Here is a 23,131-nt window from a genome sequence, read left to right as displayed (position 1 = left end):
GGCCGCGGCAGCGGCTCGAAACCGCTTTGTTACTTGCGGAAACCACACGACTTTAAAGAGCAATGCCCTCTCCCGCACGCAAGTGGAAGAAGGGAAATAAATACGGCTACCTCAGTGCTTCGCTGCCAGTATTTCGCTCAAATAATCCGGCGTCCCCGCCACCCGCACCAGATGCGGATACCTCAGCCCACCAAAGTAATCCACCGCATACGTCCGACTGATCCCATCCATCTCCGCCAGGATCTGGATCGGCTGCTTGTCCTTCTGCGCACGCACGATCGCGTCACGCAGGACACGCGAGGTATACGCATGCCCGTCGACCGCCTGCAGTTTCATCTCCGGCGCGAGTCCGGCCTTGAAGGCGGGCCCCTGCCACAGCACATCCATGATGTTGCCGTCGTGGTTGATGAAGAGGCCTACCGAGAACGTCTCGTCGACACCCGACGCGCTGAACTCGCTCTTGCCCACGTTCTCGACGGCGTTCTGGTAGCGCGAAGGCGTATCGGTGTAGACCAGCTTCCAGCCGCTCTGCTCGATGCCGGACAGCAGCGGCACCTCGTCGCCCACGCCGTCCATCCAGCCGTGCAGGAATTTCGCCCAGTCCCAGGGCTGCACTGCGTTCAACGCGGCGACGACGTCGTCGGAGGTGTAGGTCTGGGTGACGTAGCTGCCGTCGTCCTTGCTGAAGAAGCGTTGCGCGAAATCGTCCAGGGTGCGCTTGTCGTGGCTGAGCGCGCGGATCTTCGTGTCCACGGCCAGCCACAGCAGTTGGCCTTCGCGGTAGAAGTCGGTGCCACGGCGCCAGTTCACCCAGCCAAGATCGCCGCCGTACAGGAGCTGCACGGCCCGGGTGGTGTCCGACAAGGGCCGCCATTCGCGGCCCGGACGATGCGCGAACGTCGCCGCGCGATAAGCCAGCGCATCGCGCCAGTCCTGCGCAGACCACAGGCCGCTGCGCGCGGTCAGCGCATCGCCCAGGTAGACGGTGAGACCTTCGTACACCCATAGCCCGTCGGCGATCTCGGGCTGCTCGAAATCGGGTTGCCACAGGCCTGCTGGACGCATGAATTTCCCGTTCCACGAGTGCGTGTATTCGTGCGGCAGCAGCGAGCCGTCGAGCATGAAGTGTTCGGGGTCGGCGAACATGTGCGAACCGCCGCGCGCGCGATCGTCGCTGGACTGGTGGTGCTCCAGGCCGCCGACCGAAGTGTGGTCGCTGAGCGTCAGCAGGAAGTGGTAGTTGGCGTAGTGGTGCGAATGGAACAGGTTCTGCGCTTGCACGACCAGGTTGCGGTAACCCTCAAGCTGTTCGGGCTTGATCTGCAGCGCGGCCTCGCTGTCGCCCACCAGGTCGAGCCAGCGATGCACGCTGGAATCCGCCGGAGTGACGTCGATCTGCCGGAAATACTGGCCGGCGATCACCGGCGAGTCGACCAGGGTGTTGAACGGCACGGGCTTGAAGCGGATGCGTCCGCCATCGCGCGCGTCGGTCTCCAATGCCGTGCCATAACCCCAGGTCGCCGGCATTTCCAGCGTGGGCCGGAACAGCTGATCCCTGGTTGGCTCGCCTGCACGGTACAGCGCCATGTGATCCCAGGTGAGATCCATCAGGTTCGGCGTGATCCGGTCCGTGTCCGGGATCTGGAAACGGATGTCGATGCTGCCGACTCCGGCCGGCACATCCAGGTGGAAAGTGAACATGTCCACGGGATCGCGCTGCCACGCGATGCGCCTGCCACCGGCGCTGATCTCCAGACCCATCATCGCGCCAATGGGGCCGTCGGGCGCATGGTCCCCGGGAATGTACTTCGGGTAGTACAGCGTGAGCTTGCCCGGCGCGACAGGCATCGTCTCGTGCACGTAAAACACTTTCTGTGCCGGGTTGGGCAGGGTCACCGTCAATGCAACGACGTTGGCAGGAGCGTTCGTGTCGGCATGCGCCGCGCAGGCTGCGGATGCGGCGAGCGCAGCTGCGCCCACCAGTGATGGCCATCGTTTCATGCGTTTCCCCGTGCCTTCGATTGGATCGAGAGATCGCGAATGAAGCGCACGACGAGAAATTTTTCAAGCGCCAAACGACACGCATAACCCGCAGTTATGGCGGTCCCAAGACTTTTCATTGGCGGCTCTCGCTCGCCGCGGACTACGCTCGATCAGCACTGTGGGCATGGAGGATGTCCGCTCGATGCGCATCGCTGCCAGACGCAGGGCGAACCCAGGGAACGCCAGCGCCGTGACATGCCGCGATGCCGCCACGTTTCGGCATCTCCACGCCCGCATTCGATCCGACGACACGCACGCGCGCCACCCATTCTGGGCGCGCGGATCGTCCGGACGATGGCACCCGCTTGCGAATCCAGTCGCGATACCCCGCGTTTCACCACAGTGGAGTGAATACATGAAGGGCAAATCCCAGCGCGTGATGCACCGTAACAACGTTCTCAAGCGCAAGGCATTGCCCCTTGCCATAGGCCTGCTGGCCTGCGGCGCTGCAGGCACGGCGTGGGCGCAGGCGACCAATGGCACCATCTACGGCACGGTGCCGGTGGCACCCGGCGAAACCGTCCAGATCACCAGCGGTAGCGGCTTCAATCGCAGCATTCCGGTGAGCGATTCCGGCAGGTATTCGATCACCCTGCCGGTGGGCAACTACACGGTATCGCTGCTGCAGAACGGTCAGGTCGTGCAGACCCGCACCGACGTCATGCCGGTGGCGGCAGGTGCGGTGGCGGTCGATTTCACCTCAGCCGCCGGCGGCCCCGCGAACGCGGTCAACCTCAACTCGATCCACGTCACCGCCAACACCACGCCACCGATCGACGTGACCACTACCAACCAGGTCACCACGATCACCTCCAAGCAGTTGCAGCAGCTGCCGCTGGCGCGCACCGCCGAAGACATCGCCATGCTGGCGCCGGGCGTCAACATGGGTTCGCCCGAACTCGGCACCGGTCCGCTCGGCACGCCGATGAACGTGTTCGGCGGCGCCTCCACGGCGGAGAACGCGTATTACGTCGATGGCATGAACACCACCGAGGCGCTCAACAACTCGGGCGGCATCGCCCTGCCCTATGGCGCCATCGACCAGCAACAGACCTACATCAGCGGCTACGACGCACGTTACGGCCGTTCCATCGGCGGCGTGATCAACCAGATCGGCAAGAGCGGCACCAACGACTGGCACTTCGGCGTACGCGCCTTGTGGCAGCCGGCCAGCATGCGCGCCGATCCGGACAACCTCTACTACGCCAATCCATTGCTTGCAGGGGATCCGGCCTATTCGCCCGGCGACATGGCCGTGTACCGAAACGGCAATACCTCCGAGGAAAAGATCTACGACGCCTACGTCAGTGGACCGCTGATCAAGGACAAGCTGTTCTTCTTTCTGAGCGCCGAAAAGGATGACAGCCAATACCACAGCACCCAGGAATTCGGCAACGGCGTCTCCGACACCTTCACCGAACATGATCCAAAGTTCTACGGCAAGTTGAACTGGAACATCAACGACAGCAACGTGCTGACGCTGAGCTACCTGCAGAACGCGCACCAGACGCAGGGCACCTACTACGACTTCGACTACAGCACGCTGCAGAACGGCGCCTTCGCCTACCTCGGCCAGTACAACAAGACCGTGTTCAAGATGGCGGTGCTGAACTACACCTCCTACATCACCGACGACATCACGCTGAACGCCACCGTCGGCAAGATGCATGGCCAGTACTACTCGACGCAGCCCGCCTATCCGGGCTACGACCCCGAGCTGCCGCACGTCGCCTACGCGTCCATGCAAGATCCGGCCTTCGTCCCGCCCGGCGGCGTCGTCAATGCGCAGTCCAATTCGACGCTCAGCGACCCTGACCACCGCGAGTCGATCACCAACTACCGCCTCAGCCTCGACTGGAAACTGGGCAACCACGACTTCCAGGTCGGCATCGACAACATCAACTCCTGGGATATCGATGACGGCTCGGTGGACACCGGCCCTGGCTACCAGTGGATCTACGGCGAGAGCATCGCCGGCCAACCGGTGTTCGGCGTCGACCCGAACGTGCCGCCGTATGTCGCGCCCTCCAGCCAGTGCAATGGCCAGACCTGCTACTACGTGCAGAAGCACACCGACATCAGCGTCGCCACTGTGCGCGTGACGCAGCGCGCCCAGTACGTCATGGACAACTGGCAGGTCACCCCGAACCTGCTGCTCAACCTGGGCATACGCAACGACCAGTTCGTGAATTACGACGCCTCCGGCGTGCCCTATATCCGCGAAACCAAGCCGCAGTGGGCGCCGCGCCTGGGCTTCAGCTGGGATGTGCACGGCGACGCCTCGCTCAAGGTGTTCGGCAATGCCGGCCGCTACTACCTCTCGCTGCCTACCAACGTGGCACTGTCCATCGCTGCCCCGGTGACGAATGCCGGCATCTACGGCACCTACACCGGCGTCGACCCGGTGACCGGCGTGCCAACCGGTTTCACGCCCTTGCCACAGAATCCGTCGACGGGAGTGTCCATCGACAGCGAATACGGTCAGGCGAAGGATCCGCGCCTCTCCGCCGCGAGCAACGCCAAGGCCGAGTTCTCCGACAACTACGTGCTGGGTCTGCAGCAGCAGTTCAACATGTTGGGCACGAACTGGGTATTCAGCGCCACCGGCACCTACCAGCGCATGAACCGCATCATCGACGACTTCGACGACGAGCAGATCGAATGCGCGGCCGGCCGTGCGCAAGGCTACTCGTGGATGACGCCGCAGAACTGCTCCAATTACGCGCAGAGTCTGGTACTGGTCAATCCGGGCGAGACCAACGACATCTGGATGCTGTCACCCAACGGCAGCGTCGTGCCGGTGACGCTTACCGGCGCCGACCAGGATTTCCCGAAGGGACCGGAACGTCGCTACTACTCGATGGACCTGTCGCTGGAGCACGCCTGGGACGGTAAGTGGTTCGCCAAGTTCGACTACGTGTTCTCGCGCAGCTGGGGCAACGACGAAGGCCCGGTGAGCACATTCTCGCAGCAGGGCGGCTCGTACGAGTCCCTCACCACCGCCTGGGACTTCCCGGAGCGCATGCAGTATTCGGGCGGCATATTGCCGAACGACCGCAAGCACCAGTTCAAGATCTTTGGCTCCTATGCGCTCACTCCGGAGTGGACGGTCGGTGCCAACCTGTACATCACCTCGGGCACGCCGGTGATGTGCCGTGGCGGCTACGGACCGGCTCAGATCGCACTGCACGGCTCGCACACCTACTACTGGTGCGGCGGCGAGCCCGTACCGCCCGGCTCGCTCGGCTTCACTCCGTGGGTGCATGACGTCGACCTCAGCCTGGACTACAAGCCGAAGTGGGCGCAGCAGAAACTCGACTTCAACCTCACCGTGTTCAACGTACTCAACGATCAGACGACGATCTTCTACAACGACTTCTACAGCACCACCTCCACGCCCAACCCGGACTACGGCCGCGTGCAGGACACGTACAACCCACGCTACGTGCGTCTTTCGGTTGCCTACGATTTCTGAGCCATGCATGGCCTCCCCACGCGCCGGGCACTTGCCCGGCGCATTTTTTGATGTCGAACATCGCTCCTGGCGATTTTTTGCAGCCCGCGGACGACTTGTGTAGCTTGGTGGCATGAGCAGCGAAACCACGCATCCCTCGTCCCCGCCTCACGCAGTCGTCCAGTTGCTGGCACGGGCGCGCGCGGAATGGCAGCAACGGCAACCTGATGCCGCAGAGCGTTCGATCCAGCAGGTGCTGGCGCTCGCCCCCGGCAACGCGGACGCATTGCGGATGCTCGGAGTCATGGCTCAGCACCGCGGCGACCAGACCAAGGCCGTCGACTGTTTCCGGCGCGTGCTGCCGGTGTGGCCCGACGACTCCGACCTGCATGTAGGGCTGGGCATCGCGTTGCACGAACGCGGCGAGATCGAAGAAGCCTTGGCGCACCTTCGGCGCGGCTGCGAATTGGACCCTGCCTCTGCATCAGCCTGGTTCAATCTGGGTGAGGCGCTTTGGCGGCAGGCACACGCCGATGAAGCCATCGGCGCACTGCGCCGCGCGCTCGAGCTCGTGCCCGCGCATCTCCCTGCTCGCCTGTCATTGGCCAAGGCGCAAGCCAGCCAGGGCCAGATCGATACCGCGGTGGCCGGCTTCCGCGAGGTGCTCGGGCGCGATCCGGGCAACGCCGAAGCGTGGTTCGGCCTGTCCAACCTCAATACCGTGCGCTTCGACGCCTCCGACGCAACTCATCTGCGACAGGCATTGGCGCGTGGCGGGCAATCGCCCCGCCACCACGAACTGCTGGGTTTCTCGCTGGCCAAGGCCCTGGAGGACCAGGGCGATTACACCCAGGCCTTCGACTTGTTCCGGCAAGCCAATGCCTCGCGACGCAAGCGCGTGCACTGGGATGCCGCAGGCGAACGGCGACGGGTGGAAGCGATCCAGCGCGTCTTTGCACACGACACGCCAGCGCCGCTGGATCCCGCAATGGGCCGCGAAGCCATCTTCATCGTCAGCGTGCCGCGTTCCGGCTCCACCCTGGTCGAGCAGATCCTGGCCTCGCATCCCGAGGTCGAGGGCGCGAACGAGATCAAGGACCTGTCGCAGGTGATCGATGCGGAAACGCGTCGCCGCCATTCCGCGTTCCCGCTGTGGACGCCGCATGCCAGCGCGGCGGACTGGCAACGCCTGGGCCAGGAATACCTGGCGCGCACTGCGCAGTGGCGCAGGACTAAGCCTCGCTTCACCGACAAGAGCCTGGTCACCTGGTACCTCGTGGGCGCCGCGCTGGCGATGCTGCCGTCGGCACGCGTGGTGGTGGTGCGACGCGATCCGCTGGAAACCTGCCTGGGGTGCTTCCGCCAGCTCTTCACCGAGCAGAGCAGCTTCACCTGCGATCTCGACGAGATGGCCGACTACTGCATCGACTTCATCCGCCTGACGCGCTTCTGGCTGGAGCGTTACGCGGGCCAGGTGTTCGATCTCGAATACGAGACGCTGACCGCCGAGCCCGAGCCGACCATCCGCCGCCTGCTGGATTTCTGTGGCCTGCCGTTCGATTCGGCCTGCCTGGACTTCCACAAAACCTCGCGTGCCGTGCTGAGCTCGCCCAGTGCCGCGCAAGTGCGGCAACCCATGCGCCGCGACACCGCGCGCAGCGCGCGTTACGGCGACAAACTGGACGGCCTGCGCCAACGCCTGCGCAATGCGGGCGTATTGGCGGATTGAGCGCGGCAAGCCGGAACGCATGAACTGAAATCCAGCCATCGGTGGGACCGGCGTGCGTGCCCACAACCGCCGGTTATGCCCCTTGCGCGTCTTTTCATTGGAGTGGCCGTCGCACGCATGGCTATGCTGCTGCGACACGGCGAGGAGACTGAACGGATGTCCGACACCAGCACACCGCGGCCACAACGCGGAGCGGACCAAGCGAGACATGGGCGTCGTGTATTGCCGGAATGGCAACGCCACGTCCTGGCGACTGCGTTCGTCACGTGCTGCCTGCCATCGCACGCGCGCGATGCAAACCCGCCACAAACCGTCGCAATGGCCAGTGCGCCCGCCTCCACCCAGTCCGCGCTGAAGCTGGCGAAACCGGTCATCGCAAAACACGGCATGGTGGTCAGCGCGCAACACCTGGCCTCCATGGTCGGGCTGGACATCCTCAAGCGCGGCGGCAACGCCATCGACGCCGCGGTGGCGGTCGGCTACGCCGAGGCCGTGGTGCATCCCTGCTGCGGCAACATCGGCGGCGGTGGCTTCATGACCATCCATTTCAAGGACGGCCGCAACGTCTTCCTCGACTTCCGCGAAAAGGCCCCGCTGAAGGCCACCCCGACCATGTTCCAGGACGCCAAGGGCAACGTGATCCCAGGGCTCAGCACGGACAGCTATCTCGGCGTAGGCGTGCCGGGCACGGTGATGGGACTGGACGAGGCGCTGAAGAAATACGGCACGATGTCGCTGCAGCAGGTCATCGCGCCGGCGATCCGGCTGGCCGACGAAGGCTATGTGCTCGAACAGGGCGACGTGGACTTCCTGGACGACAGCGCGGAGGATTTCGCCAAGTACCCGAACGTCGCGGCCATCTTCCTCGACCACGGCAAACCCTACGTGGCCGGGCAGCGCCTGGTGCAGAAGCAATTGGCGCAAACGCTGGAGCAGATCGCAAAGGGCGGCACCGATGCGTTCTACAAGGGGCCGATCGCCCGCAAGCTGGTCGAGGCGAGCACGGCCAACCACGGCATCCTCTCGATGAAGGATTTCGCCGATTACACCGTGCAGTGGGACAAGCCGGTGCAGTGCGACTACCGTGGCTACACGATCGTTTCAGCGCCGCCGCCCAGTTCTGGCGGCGTCACCGTCTGCATGATTCTCAAGCTGGTCGAACCCTATGCGCTCGGCCAATGGGGCTATGGGTCGGTCAAAAGCCTGCACTACCTGGTCGAAGCAGAGCGTCGTGCCTTCGCCGACCGCAATACCTACCTCGGCGATCCGGCCTTCGCGCACAACCCGGTCGACCGGCTGCTATCCGCCGACCACCTGGCCGAGATCAGGGCCGGCATCCAGCCTGACAAGGCCACGCCGTCGTCCGACATCCAGGGCAGCCTGGGCCAGCCCGAGGGCACCCACACCACGCACTACTCGGTGATCGACAAGGACGGCAACGCCGTCGCAGTGACCTACACCATCAACTACCTGTTCGGCATCCGCCAGATCGCCGGCGACACCGGCTTCTTCCTCAACGACGAGATGGACGACCTCACCGGCAAGCCCGGCGTGGCGAACGGCGCCGGCCTGGTGCAGGGCGTGGTCAACCAGGTCGAACCCGGCAAGCGCCCGCTGAGTTCGATGACGCCCACCATCGTGCTGCGCGACGGCAAGCCGTTCCTGCTGACCGGCAGCCCCGGCAGCGCGACGATCATCTCGACCACGATGGAAAGCATCGTCAACGTGATCGATTTCGGCATGAACGTGCAGCAGGCGATCGACGCGCCGCGTATGCACCATCAATGGTATCCCGACGTCGTCTACATCGAGCCCGGGCTGGTGACACCGCAGACCCGCAAGGCCCTGGAGGCCATGGGTTACCAGTTCGAAATGCGCAAGGGGATCGGCGATGACGAGGCCATCCTTATCGATCCCCGCACGGGGCTCCGGGAAGGCGCCAGCGACCCCAGGACGCCTGCCGGTCTGGCCGCAGGCTACTGACCTGCTTTCGTGCATGCGGGAGCGTCGCCGCTTCCGCATGCACGGCGTTACCGCACGCGGCTCTGCGCGTGCCTGACCTGCCCTTCGCCACGCACCACGAAACGTTCGATGGTGAGGGCCTCCGCGCCCATCGGGCCGTAGGCGTGCAATCGCGTGGTGGAGATGCCGATCTCGGCACCCAGCCCCAGCTCGCCGCCGTCGCTGAAACGCGAAGAGGCATTGACCATCACCACCGCCGAGCGCATCGCCTGCACGAAATGTTGCGCGGCGGCTTCGTTGCGGGTGGCGATGACCTCGGTGTGGTCGGAGCCGTAGCGGCGGATGTGCGCGATGGCCTCGTCCAGGCTGTCCACCGTGCGCACGGCCAGGATCAGGTCGAGGAACTCGGCAGCGTAGTCGTCCTCGATGGCGGGTTTCGCATCGGGCACCAGTTCGCACGTACGCGCATCGCCGCGCAGTTCCACACCGCGTTCGCGCAACGTAAGCGCGGCGCGCTGCAGGAAATCGACCGCCACGTCGCGATGCACCAGCAGGGTCTCCAGCGCATTGCACACGCCGGGGCGCGAGGTCTTGCCGTCGACCAGCAGATCCAGCGCCAGGTCGAGGTCGGCCGCGCGGTCCACGTAGAGATGGCAGACACCCTTGTAGTGCTTGATGACCGGCACGCGCGCGTGCTCGGCGACGAAGCGGATCAATCCCTCACCGCCACGCGGAATGGCGAGGTCGACGAGGTCGGTCAACTGCAGCAGCTCGACCATGGCCTCGCGGCGCAGGTCCTCCATCAGCGTCACCGCCGCCGTCGGCAGGCCATGCGCGCGCAAGGCATCGTGCAGGGCCGCGGCGATGGCGGTGTTGGAATGGATGGCCTCGGAACCGCCGCGCAGGATCACCGCATTGCCGGCCTTCAGGCACAGCGCCGCAGCATCGGCGGTGACGTTGGGGCGTGCCTCGTAGATCATCGCCACCACGCCCAGCGGGATGCGCACGCGCTCCACCGCAAGACCGTTCGGGCGCGTCTCGCGACGCGTCACCTGGCCGACCGGGTCGGGCAGTTCGGCCACTTCGCGCAAGGCGTTGGCGATGGCCGCTACGCGCGCTTCGTCCAGCCGCAGGCGATCCAGCATCGCGCCCTGCACGCCCTTGGCGGCGGCCTGCGCCATGTCCTGCGCGTTTGCGGCGAGCACATCGGCGGAACGGGCTTCCAGGGCAGCCGCCATGTCGCGCAGCAACGCCGCCTTGGTATCGGTGTCTAGCCCGGCCATCGCCGGCACCGCATCGCAGCAGGCCTGTGCCAGGAAACGGATCTCGCTCATACCGTCATGCCTCCCGCGGTTTCAAGCGCGACGAGGTCGTCACGGTGCACCACCTCGCTGCCGTAGCTGTAGCCCAGCACCGCCTCGATGTCGCGGCTGTGCCTCCCGGCGAGCCGACGCACTTCGCCCGCGGCGTATTGGCAAAGACCGCGCGCCACCGCCTTGCCGCCGGCATCCACGATCTCCACCAGGTCACCGCGCTGGAATTCGCCCCGCGCACCGGCGATGCCGCCCGGCAGCAGCGACGCGCGACCACCCGCCAGCGCGTGCGCCGCGCCGGCATCCACGCTGATGCACCCTGCTGCGGCCGGTGCGTGGCGCAGCCAGTATTTGCGTGCCTGCATGCGCGTCGCGGCGGCATCGATCAGGGTGCCGCGCAGGCGATCGCGGCCCAGCGCCTCCACCGTCACCGCATCGCGCCCGCCGAACAGCACGGTGGGGATGCCCGCAGCGGCAGCCTTGCTCGCCGCTTCCAATTTGGTGCGCATGCCGCCGGTACCGACCACGCTGCCGCTGCCACCCGCCATCGCCAGCACCTCGGGCGTCAACGCCCCCACGCGGGCGATCGGTGCCGCCTGCGGATCGCGACGCGGATCGGCGCTGTACAGCGCATCGATGTCCGAGGCGATCAGCAGCAGGTCGGCATCGACCAGCGCCGCGACGATGGCGGCGAGATTGTCGTTGTCGCCGAGCTTCAGTTCGTCCACCGCCACCGTGTCGTTTTCGTTCACCACCGGCAGCACGTCCAGCGCCAGCAGTCCGCGCAGCGTGCTGCGCGCGTTGAGGTAGCGGCGGCGGTTGCGCAAGTCGTCGTGGGTGAGCAGCACCTGCGCCACCGGGCGCGCGGAAAGCGACTGCCACAAGGCGATCATCGGTGCCTGTCCCAGCGCAGCCAGCGCCTGCCGTGCCGCGAGGTCGCCCGCGGCCGGCGCATGCTCGCGCAACAGGGCACGCCCCGCGGCCACCGCGCCGGAGGACACCAGCACCACTTTCCGTCCTGCGGCGTGGCTGGCGTTGATGAAACCGGCAAGTGCCAAGGCATAGCGATCGGTCAGGCCGCCGCCGTCCGCGGCCAGCAGGTTGCTGCCGACCTTGACCACGGCGCATCGCCAGCCGGGCAGCGCCTGTTCCGGCAGGTGCGCGCTCACGCGCCTGCCCCCAGCGGCGCGGCGACTCGATCGCCGTGGCTTTTCGGCGACGAGACCACCAGGAAGCGCGTGCCTGCGTCGCTGTCGTTACGCATCTGGTGCGCCGCGCCCGGCGGCACGTGCAGGCCTTCGCCGCGGTTCAGCCGGTGCGGGGCACCTTCCAGCTCCAGCACGGCCTCGCCTTCCAGCACGTAGAAGAACTGCCGCGCGTGCATGTGGCGGTGACGCAGCTCGGCCGTGCCGGGCGGCATGCGTTCCTCGATCACGCTGAGGTCGTCACCTGCCAGCAGGTGCCAGCCATCGCAGCCTTGTCCCCAGCGATAATGTTCGGCATTGCGCGTACCGACCACCGACATGACCATCTCCGTTTAGACGTCCAGACGTCCAAGCCTAGCATGCAATTCATGCAGGCGAAGGTCGTTGCCGGATCCCGGCGAAACGCGTTGCGCAAGGCTGGACTCGGGCGTGCGCCCCTGCCCCGCCGAGGCGGCCGTCTCGGCTGCGGCACGGTAGGCATCGCGGAACGGCACGCCTGCGGCGGCTTGCTCGATGGCCACGTCGGTGGCGTACATCGCCGGCTCGATCGCGGCGCGCATCGCGGCTTCGTTCCATTGCAGCCGCGCCAGCAGGTCGGGCACCAGCTCCAGCGCCATCAAGCCGTGGCGCACGCCGTGGAAGATCGATCCCTTCGAGAACTGCAGGTCGCGCTGGTAGCCCGAGGGCAGCGACAGCAGCTGCTCGATCTCGGTGCGCGCCGCCGCCACGCTGGCGTAGCTGGCGCGCAACAGCTCCACCACGTCGGGGTTGCGCTTGTTCGGCATGATCGAACTGCCGGTGGTGTACTCGCCCGGCAGCTTCACGAAATCGAATTCGGCGGTGGTGAACAGCGACAGGTCCCAGGCCATGCGGCGCACGTCCAGCATCGCCGCGCCGATCGCTTCCAGCACCGCGATCTCGTACTTGCCGCGCGAGAGCTGGGCGTAGATCGGCGACACCTGCATGCGCCCGAAGCCGAGCGCGGCGGTGGTGTGCGCGCGGTCCAGCGGCAGGTTCACGCCGTAGCCGGCGGCGGTGCCGAGCGGATTCGCGTCGACCAGCTCGCGCGTGCCGCGGGCGCGGAAGGCGTTGTCGATGAAGCCTTCGGCGAAACCCGCGAACCACATGCCGGTGGACGACACCACTGCGCGCTGCAGGTGGGTGTAGCCCGGCAGCGGGATGGCCGGCTGCGCGGCACGCTGCAGGCACACTTCGGCAATGGCGCGGCAATGCGCTTCCAGCGCCTCGAGCTTTTCCTTCAGCCACAGCCGCGTGGCGACCAGGATCTGGTCGTTGCGGCTGCGCCCGGTGTGCACGCGACGGCCGGCGTCGCCCAGCCGCTCGGTGAGGCGCGCCTCGATCGCGGAGTGGCCGTCCTCGTAGCGTTCGTCCAGCACGAAGGCCCCGCCTTTGAAATCCTCCGCCAGCACATCCAGCTCGCGCTTCAGCGCGGCTGCTTCATCGGCGCTCACCACGCCGATGTGCGCCAGGCCTTCCACGTGCGCCTTGCTGGCGGCGATGTCGTGCAGGAAGAACTCGCGGTCGAGCACGACGTCATCGCCGGCCAGGAAACGCATGATGCGTTCGTTGGTCGCAACGCCCGCCTTCTGCCACAAAAGATCGCTCATGGTGATTGCCTGCCTGTCTGGTCCGTATCGAAAGGGTGTGGCGCGGCCAGCGTTTGCAGCGCGGCCTCCGCCGTGAGTTCGCGGCGCTCGCCGCTGGCCCGGTGCTTCAGCTCGACCGTGCCGGCTTCCAGTCCGCGCGGCCCCACGATCAGCTGCCAGGGCAGGCCGATCAGGTCCATCCGGGCGAACTTGGCGCCAGGGCGCTCGTCGGTATCGTCGTACAGCACTTCGGTGCCGGCCTGCGCCAGGCGTTCCTGCAGCATCGCGCAGGCCGCGTCGGTACGTGCGTCGCCGATCTTGAGGTTGACCAGCCCCACGCGATACGGCGCCACGGCTTCGGGCCAGACGATGCCCTGCCCGTCATGGCCGGCTTCGATGATCGCACCGAGCAGGCGCGACACGCCCACGCCGTAGCAGCCGCCGTGGACCGGCCGCTCGGCCCCGTCCGGGCCGGTCACGTGCGCCTTCATGGGCAGCGCGTACTTGGTGCCGTAGTAGAAGATCTGGCCGACTTCGATGCCGCGCGCCAGCACGCGCCGTGTCTCCGGCACCTCGTGCTCGAAGCGCGCCGCGTCGTGCACATCCTCGGTGGCCGCGTAGGGGCCGGTCCACTGCGCGATCAACGGCGACAGATCGCCCGCATAGTCCACGTCTTCGCCCGGCACCGGCAATTGCAACAATGCCTGGTCGCAGTACACCGCCGACTCGCCGGTCTGCGCCAGCACGATGAACTCGTGCGACAGGTCGCCGCCGATCGGCCCGGTCTCGGCACGCATCGGGATCGCGCGCAGGCCCATGCGCGCGAACATGCGCAGGTAGGCGACGAACATGCGCTGGTACGAGCGCCGCGCGGCCGCCTCGTCGAGATCGAACGAATAGGCGTCCTTCATCAGGAACTCGCGGCCGCGCATCACGCCGAAGCGCGGCCGCTGCTCGTCGCGGAACTTCCACTGCACCTGGTACAGGGTCAGCGGCAGGTTGCGCCAGGAGTGCACGCAGGCACGGAAGATCTCCGTGACCATTTCCTCGTTGGTTGGCCCGTACAGCAGCTCGCGCTCATGGCGATCGCGGATGCGCAGCATCTCCGGACCGTAGACGTCGTAGCGGCCGCTCTCGCGCCACAGCTCGGCCAGCTGCAGCGTGGGCATCAGCAGCTCGACCGCACCGGCGCGATCCATCGCCTCGCGCACGATGCGTTCTATGTTGCGCAGCACGCGCAACCCCAGCGGCAGCCAGGCATAGATGCCGGCGGCTTCCTGCCGGATCAGGCCGGCGCGCAGCATCAGCCGGTGCGAGGCGATCTGCGCTTCGGCAGGATTCTCCTTGAGGGTGGGCAACAGATAATGCGAAAGACGCATGGCGGGAACTCCGGAGGAACGTGGCGAACGACGGCGGAAGCGGCGGCATGCCGCTTCACGGTCGTGCGGCGACGTCCAGCGGAATGCCGGCCAGCTCCGGGCTGCCGATGGCGCGGTTGACGTTCTGCATGGCCTGGGTGGCCGCGCCCTTCAACAGGTTGTCCAGCGTCGCGACCACCACCACGCGCTTGCCGTCGGCCGACAGCGCGAAGCCGCCGATCTCGACGTGGTGCCGATGCGCAATGCGGCTCACCCACGGCGCCTCATCCAGCACCTGCACCAGCGGCTCGCCCGCGTAGGCGTGACGGAAGCGCGCCAGCACCTCCTCGCGCTTCAGCGGCTTGGCAAGGTAGAGGTTGGTGGTGACGGTAAGGCCGCGGAAATGCGGCGCCACGTGCGGCATGAACTCCACCGGCAGGCCGAGCTGAAAGCTGGCCTCCTTTTCGTGCGTGTGGCCGGTGAGTGAATACGGCATCAGGTTATCGCGCAGCTTTTCCGGATCGTTCTTGTCCGAGGGCGTGGTGCCCGCGCCGGAATAGCCGGACACGCCGAAACACACCGGCGGCGCGGCCAGCAACTCCTTCAGCGGCGCGATGGAAAGCTGCATCGCCGTGGCGTAGCAACCGGGATTGCTGATGCGCCGGCTTTGATAGGTACCGTCGCCGCGCCACTTGTGGCGGGTGAGTTCGGGTAGGCCGTAGTACCACGCCTTGTCGAACCGGTAGTCGGCGGAGAGGTCGACCACCACCGTGTCCGGCGCATCCTTGTCGATGGCTTCCACGTAAGGTGCGGCCTTGCCGTTGGGCAACGCAAGGATCACCACATCGGCGTGCTTGGCAGCCACGGCAGCGGGATCGAGGTTCTCGTAGCGCAGCTCGCCCGCGTAGGCATCGCTGTGTTCGCTGACGCGCTGGCCGTCCAGCTCGCGCGAGGAGACGAAGCGCAGCTCCAGCGACGGGTGCGCCGCGATCAGGCGAATCAGTTCCGCCCCGGTGTGGCCGCGTGCGCCGACGATGCCGATGGTTTTCCTGTTCATGTCATGCGTTTCCGTGCTGCTGCAGTTTCGCCTGCAGATTGCGTTTCACCTCGGGCCACTCGCCGTCGATGATCGAGAACATCACCGTGTCACGCGGACTGCCGTCGGCATGGCGCTTGTGGTTGCGAAGGATGCCATCCTGCTTCGCGCCCAACCTTGCGATGGCGGCTCGCGAGCGAGCGTTGAGCGTGCTGGTCTCCAGGTTCACGCAAATGCTGCCCAGCGTGTCGAAGGCGTAACCGAGCAGCAGCAACTTGGTCTCGGTGTTGGCGCCCGTACGCTGCACGCGCGGCGCGTACCAGGTGTAGCCGATGCTGATCCGCGGCACCACCGGTTCCAGGCCGTAGAACCGCGTGGTGCCCACCAGCTCGCCGTGCGGGTCGAGCACGGCGAACGGCAGCACCTTGCCTTCGTCGCGCGCCTGCAGCGCGGCGTCCAGATAGGAAGGCATGTCGTCCATCGAAGGCGTATTGGTGAACCACAGGCCGTCGAGTCCCGCATGGTCGCGCGCCTTGCGCAGCCCCTCGAGGTGCGTCGCCTCCAACGGAACGAGGGAAACGTATCGCCCCGCCAGCGAGGGAGTATCGCGCCAGGCCAGCGGCAGGTCGGTATCGGTCATCATGGGTCCACCAGGGTAGGTTGGCGTTGCGCGCAATGCGCCACGCAGCGTGCGATGGTGTCGAAGTTGCTGTCCAGGCCGTACCAGAACACCTTCCAGCGCGGCTGCTTGAGGCAGCCGTCGGATTCGGCGTAGTAGAAGATGTTGACCTGGTTGTGGTGGCGCGAGCGCCAGAACAATTGCGGATTTTCCTCGCGCATCACCTGCCACACGGCGCGGCCCAGCCCTTCGCCCTGAGCGTCGTCGAGCACGGCGAACTTGTCGAGGTACGGCAGACCGTCTTCCTCGGTGAGGATCATCGCCGCGCGATAATTCTCGCTCACATAGATGCGGTAAGGCCTAGTGCGTTCGAAGTAGTCCGGCACCAGGGTGCGGCCAAAGCTGGACTCGATCAGCTCGCGCATGCGCACCCGGTCGATGCCGTCCCACGACTCGAAGCGCAGCACCTTCTCGCCGCGCCGCACGAGCGTACCCGAACCCTTGTGGGTGAACAGCTCCTTGGCCAGCTCGGCGGGGCGCGTGATCGACACCGACGAGGTGAGCGGCAGGCTGTTCAGCAGGTCGGCGATCTGCTCGATCTTCAGGCGCATGCCGCCGTTGATCCACGGCTGCGCCATCAGGTGTTCGTACTCGGTGCTGAGATTGATCGAGTCGATCAGCTTGCCCTCGCCATCGAGCAGGCCGCCGGTGCCGGTGAGGAACACGATCTTGTACGGCTGCAACACGCGCACCAGTTCGTTGGCGGCGACGTCGGCGTTGATGTTGAGGATCTGCCCTTCGTCGGTTTCGCCCAGGCTGGCGATCACCGGGATCGAGTTGGCGCGCAGGCTGGCCTCGATCGGCGCGAGGTTGATACCCTCCACTTTGCCCACCATGCCGAGCTGATCGCGATCGAGGTAGCTGGCCATGAACACGCCCGAAGGCACGGCGGTGGCGCGCGTGTCCATCGCCTGCAGCGCCTCGACCAGCTTGAGGTTCTGCTGCATGAACACCTTGCGCACGATGCCCAGCGCCTTCGGTGAAGTGACGCGCAGGCCGTTCACCGTCTGCTTGACGATACCGGCTGCAGACAACTCCTCGTCCAGCTGCGGTCCGGCGCCGTGGAGCACGATGGGCGTGAGGCCGACCTGCTGCAGGAAGGTAAGTGAGGAAGCGAGATCCTGCAGCTCGTCGCGCAGCACCGCGCCGCCGACCTTCACCACGGCGAAGCGCTTGGAATCCAGTTCGGAGAAGCGCTTGAGATATTGCTGGATTTCCTTCGCGCTGCCCATGCTGGAGAGCAGGCGCACGATGGTTTTCCGTGTATGCGTATGAGTTTCCATGGTCATCCTTTGCGCTCATCCATGATCGCGGGAATCAAGAAGCGACCTTCCATGGCCGCACTTCTCAACAAGGCGGAAAATCACTTCCGCGTAGTGCTGCAACTGGTCCAGCGCGACCCACTCGTCGGCGGTATGCGCCTGCGCGATGTCGCCGGGGCCATAGACGAAGGCGATGTAGCCGGCGGCAGAAAACAGCGAGGCCTCGGTCCAGAAATCCACCGCGTTGCCCACGGGGATGTCCAGCTCGTCGGCCAGGTCGCGCGCGGCCAGGCGCCGCGCCTCGGCAGTGGCGGTATCGCCGGCCGGCAGCGAGGGGCCGCGGAAGGTCTCCTCGAAATGCGCGGGCACCGGCTCGGTCAGCGTGCGGAAGCGTTCGAGCAGTCCGTCGGGATGCATCGTTGGCAAGGGCCGCATGCCGAAGCGCACTTCGGCGCTGGGTGCGATCATGTTGGCCTTGATGCCGCCTTCGATGCGGCCGATATTGAAACGCAGGCCGGTGAGGCCGCCGAAGCGCTCGTGCGATTGCGCGGCCACAAAGTCCAGCGCGGCATCGCCCCAACGCACTGCCTGGTGCAGCGCGCTGTCGCTGGGCTTCTGCTCGCCCGAGGCGTGCCCGGCGTGGCCGGCAAAGCGCATCAGCACCGACTGGATGCCGCGATGGGCCAGCACGGCCTCGCCCTTGGTGGGCTCGGCCACGATCACCGCATCGTAAGCCGGCTTGTCCGCGAGGAAGCCGGCGATGCACCGCGGATCGTTGGCCTCTTCGTCCGTGGTGAACAGCAGCGCCATGTCGCCGTCGCTGGCGTTCGCCACCGCCAGCAGCGCCGCTGCCGCGCCCTTGATATCGCAGGCACCGAGGCCAATGGCGCGATCCGCCGTCACGCGCAGTTCGTGCGGGCTGGCCGTCCACGCCGGCGAGTCGGGCACCGTGTCCAGGTGCACGTTGAACAGCAGCTTCGGCCGACCGCGCACTGCGTGCAGGCCAACTGCGCCGGCACCGTGGTCGGTCACCACGATGTCGAAACCCGGCAGTTGCGCGCGGATGTAGTCGAAGATGCCGCCGGTGGTGATCGCGCGCGGCGGATTGCGGGTGTCGAACGACACCAGCGCCTTGAGGTGTTTCAGGGTGGATTGCAGCAAGGGATTCATGGCTGGGCTGATGCTCTCGTGTAGACGTCCTGATCGAGTTTTTCCATCAGGTTCTGCGGCCGCACGGGCGCGGTGAAACCGAAGCCGGCATACAAGCTGTGCGCATCACCGGTGGCCAGGCTGAAACGGCGCAGGCCCTGCAGCTGCGGGTGCGCCATCACTTCCGCCATGAGTGCCTTGGAATGGCCCTGCCCGCGATGCTCCGGCAGCACGAACACGTCCGCCAGGTAGGCAAACGTGGCGCCATCGGTGACCACGCGGGCAAATGCCACCTGGCATCCGTCGACGAAACCGCCAAAGCACAGCGAGCCGGCTATGGCCCGTTCCACCGTCTCGCGCGGAATGCCTCGGCACCAGTAAGCCTCGGCGGTGAGGAAGCGGTGGATCAACCCGATATCGAGCCGCTCCTTGTCCGTACTGACCTGCAGTGCGCCCATCAGGCAGCGCTCCTGTGTTCGCGCCGCGACGGCTCTGCCGCGTGCAGGTAGACGTTGATCGTGTCGGCGGGACGCGGGAGTGACAAGCTATCGAGGATCTGCCCGACTGCACCTCGGTGATACGCGCCGTGCACGATCAGGTGCTGCAGCATTTCGGCGCGCGACATCCCGCCCGCCTTGCCATCGGTGAAATGAAAGCTGATGCGTTCGTCCAGGCGTTCCGCTGGCAATTCGCGCGCATAGTCGACCAGCCACGCGTCGCTGGCACGGATGCTTGCGGTCAACGCCGGAAGCTCCGGCGTTTCCTCGGTATTGGTGGCGGTGTACGGATGCGGATCGCCCAGCAGATGCGCCGCGAAGATCCGGTCCACCACGAACGTGTGGTTCATCACGCGGATGGCCTTGCGCCGCTGCTCCACATGGCGCTCGCCGTCGATGGCGGCCATGGCCTCCAGCATCTGCGCATTCGCCCACGCCTTGTACGCGAACAGGGAGGCGAACATGTCAGCGGTTGACCTCCGCCCACAGCGTGCTGCTCATGCCGAACAGCTTGATGAAGCCTTCGGCCTCGGCCACGCCCCAGTCGGCCGACTGCGCGTAGGTGGCGCCCTTGGCGTTGAGGATGTGCTTCGATTCGATGGCCACGGCGTTGACCACGCCGCCATTCGTCTCCAGCGTGACCTCGCCGTTGACGGTGGACTGGCTGGAAGCGAGGAAGGCCTCCAGGTCGGCCTTCAGCGGATCGTGGAAGAAGCCTTCGTACACCACTTCCACCCACTTGCGCGCCACGTCCGGCTTGAAGCGGTTCTGCTGCTTGCTCAGCACGGCCTCTTCCAGCGCGCGGTGCGCAGTCAGCAGGGAGATCAGGCCCGGTGCCTCGAAGATGATGCGGCCCTTGAGGCCGATGGTGGTGTCACCGGTGTAGAGGCCGCGGCCCACGCCGTAGGGCGCGAACAGCGCATTGAGCTTGGCCAGGATCTTGTGGCCGGCGAGCTTCTCGCCGTTCAGCGACACCGCCTCGCCTTTTTCGAAACCGATCTTCACGCGCAGCGGCGCGACCGGCCATTCAGCGCGCGGCTTGCACCAGCCGCGCGCGCCCTCGCCCGGAGCTTCCCACTTGTCGATCTCGCCGCCGGACATGGTGACGCCCAGCAGGTTTTCGTTGATGGTGTAGGCCTGCTGCTTGGCGCGCACGCCGAAGCCGCGCTCTTCGAGGAACTTCTGCTCGTAGGCGCGCGTCTGCGTATGCTCCTTCTGGATCTCGCGGATCGGCGCCACGATCTCGTAGTCGCCCAGCGACTTCACCGCGAGGTCGAAGCGCACCTGGTCGTTGCCCATGCCGGTGCAGCCGTGCGCGATGGCGCGCGTGCCGAGCTCGGCCGCGCGCTTCAGCGCGGCTTCAACGATCAGGTAGCGGTCGGACACCAGCAGCGGGTACTGGCCCTGGTAACCCTCGCCCGCCCACACGAAGGGCTTCACGAAGCCGCTCCAGATCGCCGGACCGCCGTCCACGGTGACGTGGCTGGCCACGCCCAGCTCCTTCGCACGGTTCTCGATGAAGGCGCGCTCCTCGGCATCCACGCCGCCGGTGTCGGCGAACACGGTATGCACGGCCCAGCCGCGCTCCTTGAGATAGGGCACGCAGAAACTGGTGTCGAGGCCGCCGGAAAAGGCGAGGACGATGTCTTTGCTCATGGCTTGCGAATCCTGGTCGGGGATGATGTCAGTCGGAGGAAACGACGATGCGCGGCTCGCAGCGCACCGGGAAGTTCACGGAATTGGCGATAAAGCAGGCGTGGTGCGCGTCCTCATGCGCGGCCAGCGCCTTGTCGGAATCGCTGTCGGCGCGGATGGTGACTACCGGGCGCAACACGACTTCGGTGAAGCGGCCGCCGTCGCCCTCGGTGACCATCGTGCCTTCGGCGCTGTCGTCATAGGCGACGACCACGACGCCGGCCACGGTGGCCATGTGCAGGTAGGACAGCATGTGGCAGGTCGAGAGCGCCGCCACCAGCATGTCCTCCGGGTTATGCCTGGTGGCATCGCCGCGGAAGGTCGGGTCGGACGAGCCGGCGAGGTCGGGTTTGCCGGGGACGCGGATCACATGGTTGCGGCTGTAGTTGCGGTAGCCGTCGGTGCCGGTGCCGCGGTTGCCGGTCCAGACCACGTCCACGCGGTAGCGGTGAGGATGGTTCACGATTTTTCCTCTTCCAGTTTGGCCATCCATTCGGCCAGCGACGCGTCGCCTGCGCCGCCGCGGCGGCGCAGGCCGGCGATCACGCCGAGACGGTTGCGCTCCGGGTGGTTCTGGCTGAGCTTGAACTTGCCCTCGACGTGCTCGACGGCGATCTCGATGCCGACGATGGCCTGCATCAGCTTCTCGACGTGATCATCGGGTGCGTCGCCGACGTGCCACGGCTGCGGTTCGGCGGCCTCGTGGTGATCGGTCAGACACTCCAGCAACGCACGCAGCCAGATGGCGTCCTCGACGATTTTCAGCCGGCCGCGAACATGCACTACCGCGTAGTTCCATGTGGGCACTTCGCGGTGCGTCTCCGCCTTGGTCGGGTACCAGTTCGGGCTGACATAGCCTTGCGGTCCCTGGAAGATCGCCATCACTTCGGCGCCATCCATCCGCGCCAGCTCGTTGCCTCGCGCCACGTGGCCATGCAGAGCGCCCTTCACCCATTCCAGCGGAAAGTGATTGGCGACGACGCCTCCCGCCGTGCTCGCCACCACGGTAGCGAACGGGTAGTCGCGGATCAGCCCATGCAAGGCTTCCGGGCGCGTTTCGACGAACGACTTCGGCATGTACATGGCGGACTCAACGCTGGCCGATCAATGACGCCATCACCGCTTTCTGCACATGCAGGCGGTTCTCGGCCTCGTCGATGGCGATGCAGTACGGCGCGTCCATCACCGCATCGGTGGCCTTGACGTTGCGGCGCAGCGGCAGGCAATGACTGAAGAAGCCGTTGTTGGTGAGCGCCATCTTGGCCTCGTCCACGATGAAATGCTTGTGCGCGTCGCGGATGGGCTTCTCCTGTTCCCACTTGCCGAAGTACGGCAGCGCGCCCCAGCTCTTGGCGTACACCACGTCGGCACCGCTGTAGGCCTCTTCGATGTCGTGGCTGACCTTGAGCGAGCCGCCGTTCTGCTCGGCGTTCAGACGACCGAACTCCATGTAGCGTTCGTCCAGCACGTACTCGGGCGTGGGGCACAGCAGGGTCACGTCCATGCCCATCTTGGTGGCGATCAGCAGCGCGGAGTTGGCCACCGCGGTGTTGAGCGGCTTGGGATGGTAGGTCCAGGTGAGCACGTACTTCTTCCTGGCGAGGTCGCCAAGGTGCTCGCGCATAGCCAGCGCGTGCGCCAGCTCCTGGCAGGGGTGGGTGATCGTCTCCATGTTGATCACCGGCACCGTGGCGTACTTCGCGAACGCCTTGATGACCTTGTCCTCGCGGTCCACCGACCAGTCCTGGAATTTCGGGAAGGCGCGCACACAGATGAGGTCGGCGTAGCGGCTGAGCACCCGAGCCACTTCGGCGATGTGCTCCTCGGTGTCGCCATCCATGACCGTGCCCGCTTCGAACTCGATCGGCCACGCATCCTTGCCGGGCGCCAGCACCACCGCGTGACCGCCCAACTGGAACGTGCCCAGCTCGAAGCTGGTGCGCGTGCGCATCGAAGGATTGAAGAAGAGCAGCGCCACCGACTTGCCGGCCAGCTGTGCGCCCGCGGGCGAACGCTTGAACGCGGCGGCCTGTTCCAGCAGCGCATCGATCTCGGCGCGGCTCCAGTCCTGGGTGGTGAGGAAGTGGCGGATGGTCATGGGTTGGATCGCCCTCAGTGAAATCGCTCTTGTTGATAGTGCGG

The 23,131-nt window shown here is 66.1% G+C and carries 19 protein-coding genes; 3 read left to right on the top strand and 16 right to left on the bottom strand.

Annotated elements, in window-relative coordinates:
- Window positions 1-111: 111 nt before the first annotated feature.
- Window positions 112-2,001, bottom strand: coding sequence for a M61 family metallopeptidase (locus ISP25_RS19075; RefSeq protein WP_404616002.1), 1,890 nt, complete (start codon window positions 1,999-2,001; stop codon window positions 112-114).
- A gap of 397 nt (window positions 2,002-2,398) precedes the next feature.
- On the opposite strand from ISP25_RS19075, the gene ISP25_RS19070 reads away from it, so the two are divergent.
- The 3 genes from ISP25_RS19070 (at window position 2,399) to ggt (ending at window position 9,209) form a co-directional block, all read left to right on the top strand.
- Window positions 2,399-5,518, top strand: a complete 3,120-nt coding sequence (locus tag ISP25_RS19070) for a TonB-dependent receptor (RefSeq protein ID WP_404616001.1) — start codon at window positions 2,399-2,401, stop codon at window positions 5,516-5,518.
- A gap of 112 nt (window positions 5,519-5,630) precedes the next feature.
- Window positions 5,631-7,226: a tetratricopeptide repeat-containing sulfotransferase family protein gene (locus ISP25_RS19065; RefSeq protein ID WP_404616000.1), complete on the top strand. Its 1,596-nt coding sequence runs from the start codon at window positions 5,631-5,633 to the stop codon at window positions 7,224-7,226.
- 318 nt (window positions 7,227-7,544) lie between these two features.
- Window positions 7,545-9,209 (top strand): gamma-glutamyltransferase, encoded by a 1,665-nt coding sequence (ggt, locus tag ISP25_RS19060; protein ID WP_404615999.1) that lies wholly within the window; start codon window positions 7,545-7,547, stop codon window positions 9,207-9,209.
- 47 nt (window positions 9,210-9,256) lie between these two features.
- Here the strand turns inward: ggt and ISP25_RS19055 are convergent, their stop codons facing one another.
- The 15 genes from ISP25_RS19055 to ISP25_RS18985 are packed head-to-tail and all read right to left on the bottom strand — an operon-like array spanning window position 9,257 to window position 23,087.
- Window positions 9,257-10,522, bottom strand: a complete 1,266-nt coding sequence (locus ISP25_RS19055; RefSeq protein WP_404615998.1) for a glutamate-5-semialdehyde dehydrogenase — start codon at window positions 10,520-10,522, stop codon at window positions 9,257-9,259.
- The gene (gene proB, locus ISP25_RS19050) at window positions 10,519-11,670 is read right to left on the bottom strand and encodes a glutamate 5-kinase (protein WP_404615997.1); all 1,152 of its coding nucleotides are present in this window, start codon (window positions 11,668-11,670) and stop codon (window positions 10,519-10,521) included. Before proB ends, ISP25_RS19055 begins: the two co-directional genes overlap by 4 nt.
- Window positions 11,667-12,026 carry a cupin domain-containing protein gene (locus ISP25_RS19045; protein WP_404615996.1) on the bottom strand — a complete coding sequence of 120 codons (360 nt, stop codon included), beginning with the start codon at window positions 12,024-12,026 and terminating at the stop codon, window positions 11,667-11,669. The genes proB and ISP25_RS19045 overlap by 4 nt, the downstream gene beginning before the upstream one ends.
- Before the next feature lie 12 nt (window positions 12,027-12,038).
- A complete protein-coding gene (locus ISP25_RS19040) occupies window positions 12,039-13,334 on the bottom strand; it encodes an argininosuccinate lyase (protein WP_404615995.1) in 1,296 nt (431 codons plus the stop codon).
- A complete protein-coding gene (gene proS / locus ISP25_RS19035; protein ID WP_404615994.1) occupies window positions 13,331-14,692 on the bottom strand; it encodes a proline--tRNA ligase in 1,362 nt (453 codons plus the stop codon). The genes ISP25_RS19040 and proS overlap by 4 nt, the downstream gene beginning before the upstream one ends.
- A 55-nt stretch (window positions 14,693-14,747) precedes the next feature.
- Window positions 14,748-15,728, bottom strand: coding sequence for an N-acetyl-gamma-glutamyl-phosphate reductase (gene argC / locus ISP25_RS19030; RefSeq protein WP_404615993.1), 981 nt, complete (start codon window positions 15,726-15,728; stop codon window positions 14,748-14,750).
- 1 nt (window position 15,729) lies between these two features.
- Window positions 15,730-16,347 carry a GNAT family N-acetyltransferase gene (locus tag ISP25_RS19025; protein ID WP_404615992.1) on the bottom strand — a complete coding sequence of 206 codons (618 nt, stop codon included), beginning with the start codon at window positions 16,345-16,347 and terminating at the stop codon, window positions 15,730-15,732.
- Window positions 16,347-17,669, bottom strand: coding sequence for an acetylglutamate kinase (locus ISP25_RS19020; RefSeq protein WP_192156566.1), 1,323 nt, complete (start codon window positions 17,667-17,669; stop codon window positions 16,347-16,349). The genes ISP25_RS19025 and ISP25_RS19020 overlap by 1 nt, the downstream gene beginning before the upstream one ends.
- A gap of 15 nt (window positions 17,670-17,684) precedes the next feature.
- A complete protein-coding gene (locus tag ISP25_RS19015) occupies window positions 17,685-18,818 on the bottom strand; it encodes an acetylornithine deacetylase (RefSeq protein ID WP_404615991.1) in 1,134 nt (377 codons plus the stop codon).
- Complete coding sequence (locus ISP25_RS19010) at window positions 18,815-19,255, bottom strand: GNAT family N-acetyltransferase (protein ID WP_192156570.1); 441 nt, start codon at window positions 19,253-19,255, stop codon at window positions 18,815-18,817. Before ISP25_RS19010 ends, ISP25_RS19015 begins: the two co-directional genes overlap by 4 nt.
- Window positions 19,255-19,758 (bottom strand): DinB family protein, encoded by a 504-nt coding sequence (locus ISP25_RS19005; protein WP_192156572.1) that lies wholly within the window; start codon window positions 19,756-19,758, stop codon window positions 19,255-19,257. Before ISP25_RS19005 ends, ISP25_RS19010 begins: the two co-directional genes overlap by 1 nt.
- Before the next feature lies 1 nt (window position 19,759).
- A complete protein-coding gene (locus tag ISP25_RS19000; RefSeq protein WP_192156574.1) occupies window positions 19,760-20,950 on the bottom strand; it encodes an argininosuccinate synthase in 1,191 nt (396 codons plus the stop codon).
- A gap of 28 nt (window positions 20,951-20,978) precedes the next feature.
- A complete protein-coding gene (locus tag ISP25_RS18995) occupies window positions 20,979-21,452 on the bottom strand; it encodes an OsmC family protein (RefSeq protein ID WP_192156576.1) in 474 nt (157 codons plus the stop codon).
- Window positions 21,449-22,072, bottom strand: coding sequence for an FMN-binding negative transcriptional regulator (locus tag ISP25_RS18990; RefSeq protein ID WP_404615990.1), 624 nt, complete (start codon window positions 22,070-22,072; stop codon window positions 21,449-21,451). Before ISP25_RS18990 ends, ISP25_RS18995 begins: the two co-directional genes overlap by 4 nt.
- Window positions 22,073-22,079: 7 nt before the next feature.
- Entirely contained in the window at window positions 22,080-23,087 is a 1,008-nt protein-coding gene (locus ISP25_RS18985) for an N-acetylornithine carbamoyltransferase (RefSeq protein ID WP_404615989.1), read from the bottom strand.
- Window positions 23,088-23,131: the final 44 nt, after the last annotated feature.

The organism is Rhodanobacter hydrolyticus (assembly GCF_044904645.1).
This window is presented reverse-complemented; position numbering and strand designations above follow the sequence as displayed.

Bases quoted from the DNA above. Each gene is read 5' to 3' on its own strand.
- ISP25_RS19075 (WP_404616002.1), bottom strand. From the start codon at position 2,001: ATGAAACGATGGCCATCACTGGTGGGCGCAGCTGCGCTCGCCGCATCC.
- ISP25_RS19025 (WP_404615992.1), bottom strand. From the start codon at position 16,347: ATGACCGATACCGACCTGCCGCTGGCCTGGCGCGATACTCCCTCGCTG.
- ISP25_RS19000 (WP_192156574.1), bottom strand. From the start codon at position 20,950: ATGAGCAAAGACATCGTCCTCGCCTTTTCCGGCGGCCTCGACACCAGT.
- ggt (WP_404615999.1), top strand. From the start codon at position 7,545: ATGGCCAGTGCGCCCGCCTCCACCCAGTCCGCGCTGAAGCTGGCGAAA.
- ISP25_RS19045 (WP_404615996.1), bottom strand. From the start codon at position 12,026: ATGTCGGTGGTCGGTACGCGCAATGCCGAACATTATCGCTGGGGACAA.
- ISP25_RS18985 (WP_404615989.1), bottom strand. From the start codon at position 23,087: ATGACCATCCGCCACTTCCTCACCACCCAGGACTGGAGCCGCGCCGAG.
- ISP25_RS19015 (WP_404615991.1), bottom strand. From the start codon at position 18,818: ATGAATCCCTTGCTGCAATCCACCCTGAAACACCTCAAGGCGCTGGTG.
- argC (WP_404615993.1), bottom strand. From the start codon at position 15,728: ATGAACAGGAAAACCATCGGCATCGTCGGCGCACGCGGCCACACCGGG.
- ISP25_RS19055 (WP_404615998.1), bottom strand. From the start codon at position 10,522: ATGAGCGAGATCCGTTTCCTGGCACAGGCCTGCTGCGATGCGGTGCCG.
- ISP25_RS19005 (WP_192156572.1), bottom strand. From the start codon at position 19,758: ATGTTCGCCTCCCTGTTCGCGTACAAGGCGTGGGCGAATGCGCAGATG.
- proS (WP_404615994.1), bottom strand. From the start codon at position 14,692: ATGCGTCTTTCGCATTATCTGTTGCCCACCCTCAAGGAGAATCCTGCC.
- ISP25_RS19070 (WP_404616001.1), top strand. From the start codon at position 2,399: ATGAAGGGCAAATCCCAGCGCGTGATGCACCGTAACAACGTTCTCAAG.
- ISP25_RS19065 (WP_404616000.1), top strand. From the start codon at position 5,631: ATGAGCAGCGAAACCACGCATCCCTCGTCCCCGCCTCACGCAGTCGTC.
- ISP25_RS19040 (WP_404615995.1), bottom strand. From the start codon at position 13,334: ATGAGCGATCTTTTGTGGCAGAAGGCGGGCGTTGCGACCAACGAACGC.
- ISP25_RS19020 (WP_192156566.1), bottom strand. From the start codon at position 17,669: ATGGAAACTCATACGCATACACGGAAAACCATCGTGCGCCTGCTCTCC.
- ISP25_RS18990 (WP_404615990.1), bottom strand. From the start codon at position 22,072: ATGTACATGCCGAAGTCGTTCGTCGAAACGCGCCCGGAAGCCTTGCAT.
- ISP25_RS19010 (WP_192156570.1), bottom strand. From the start codon at position 19,255: ATGGGCGCACTGCAGGTCAGTACGGACAAGGAGCGGCTCGATATCGGG.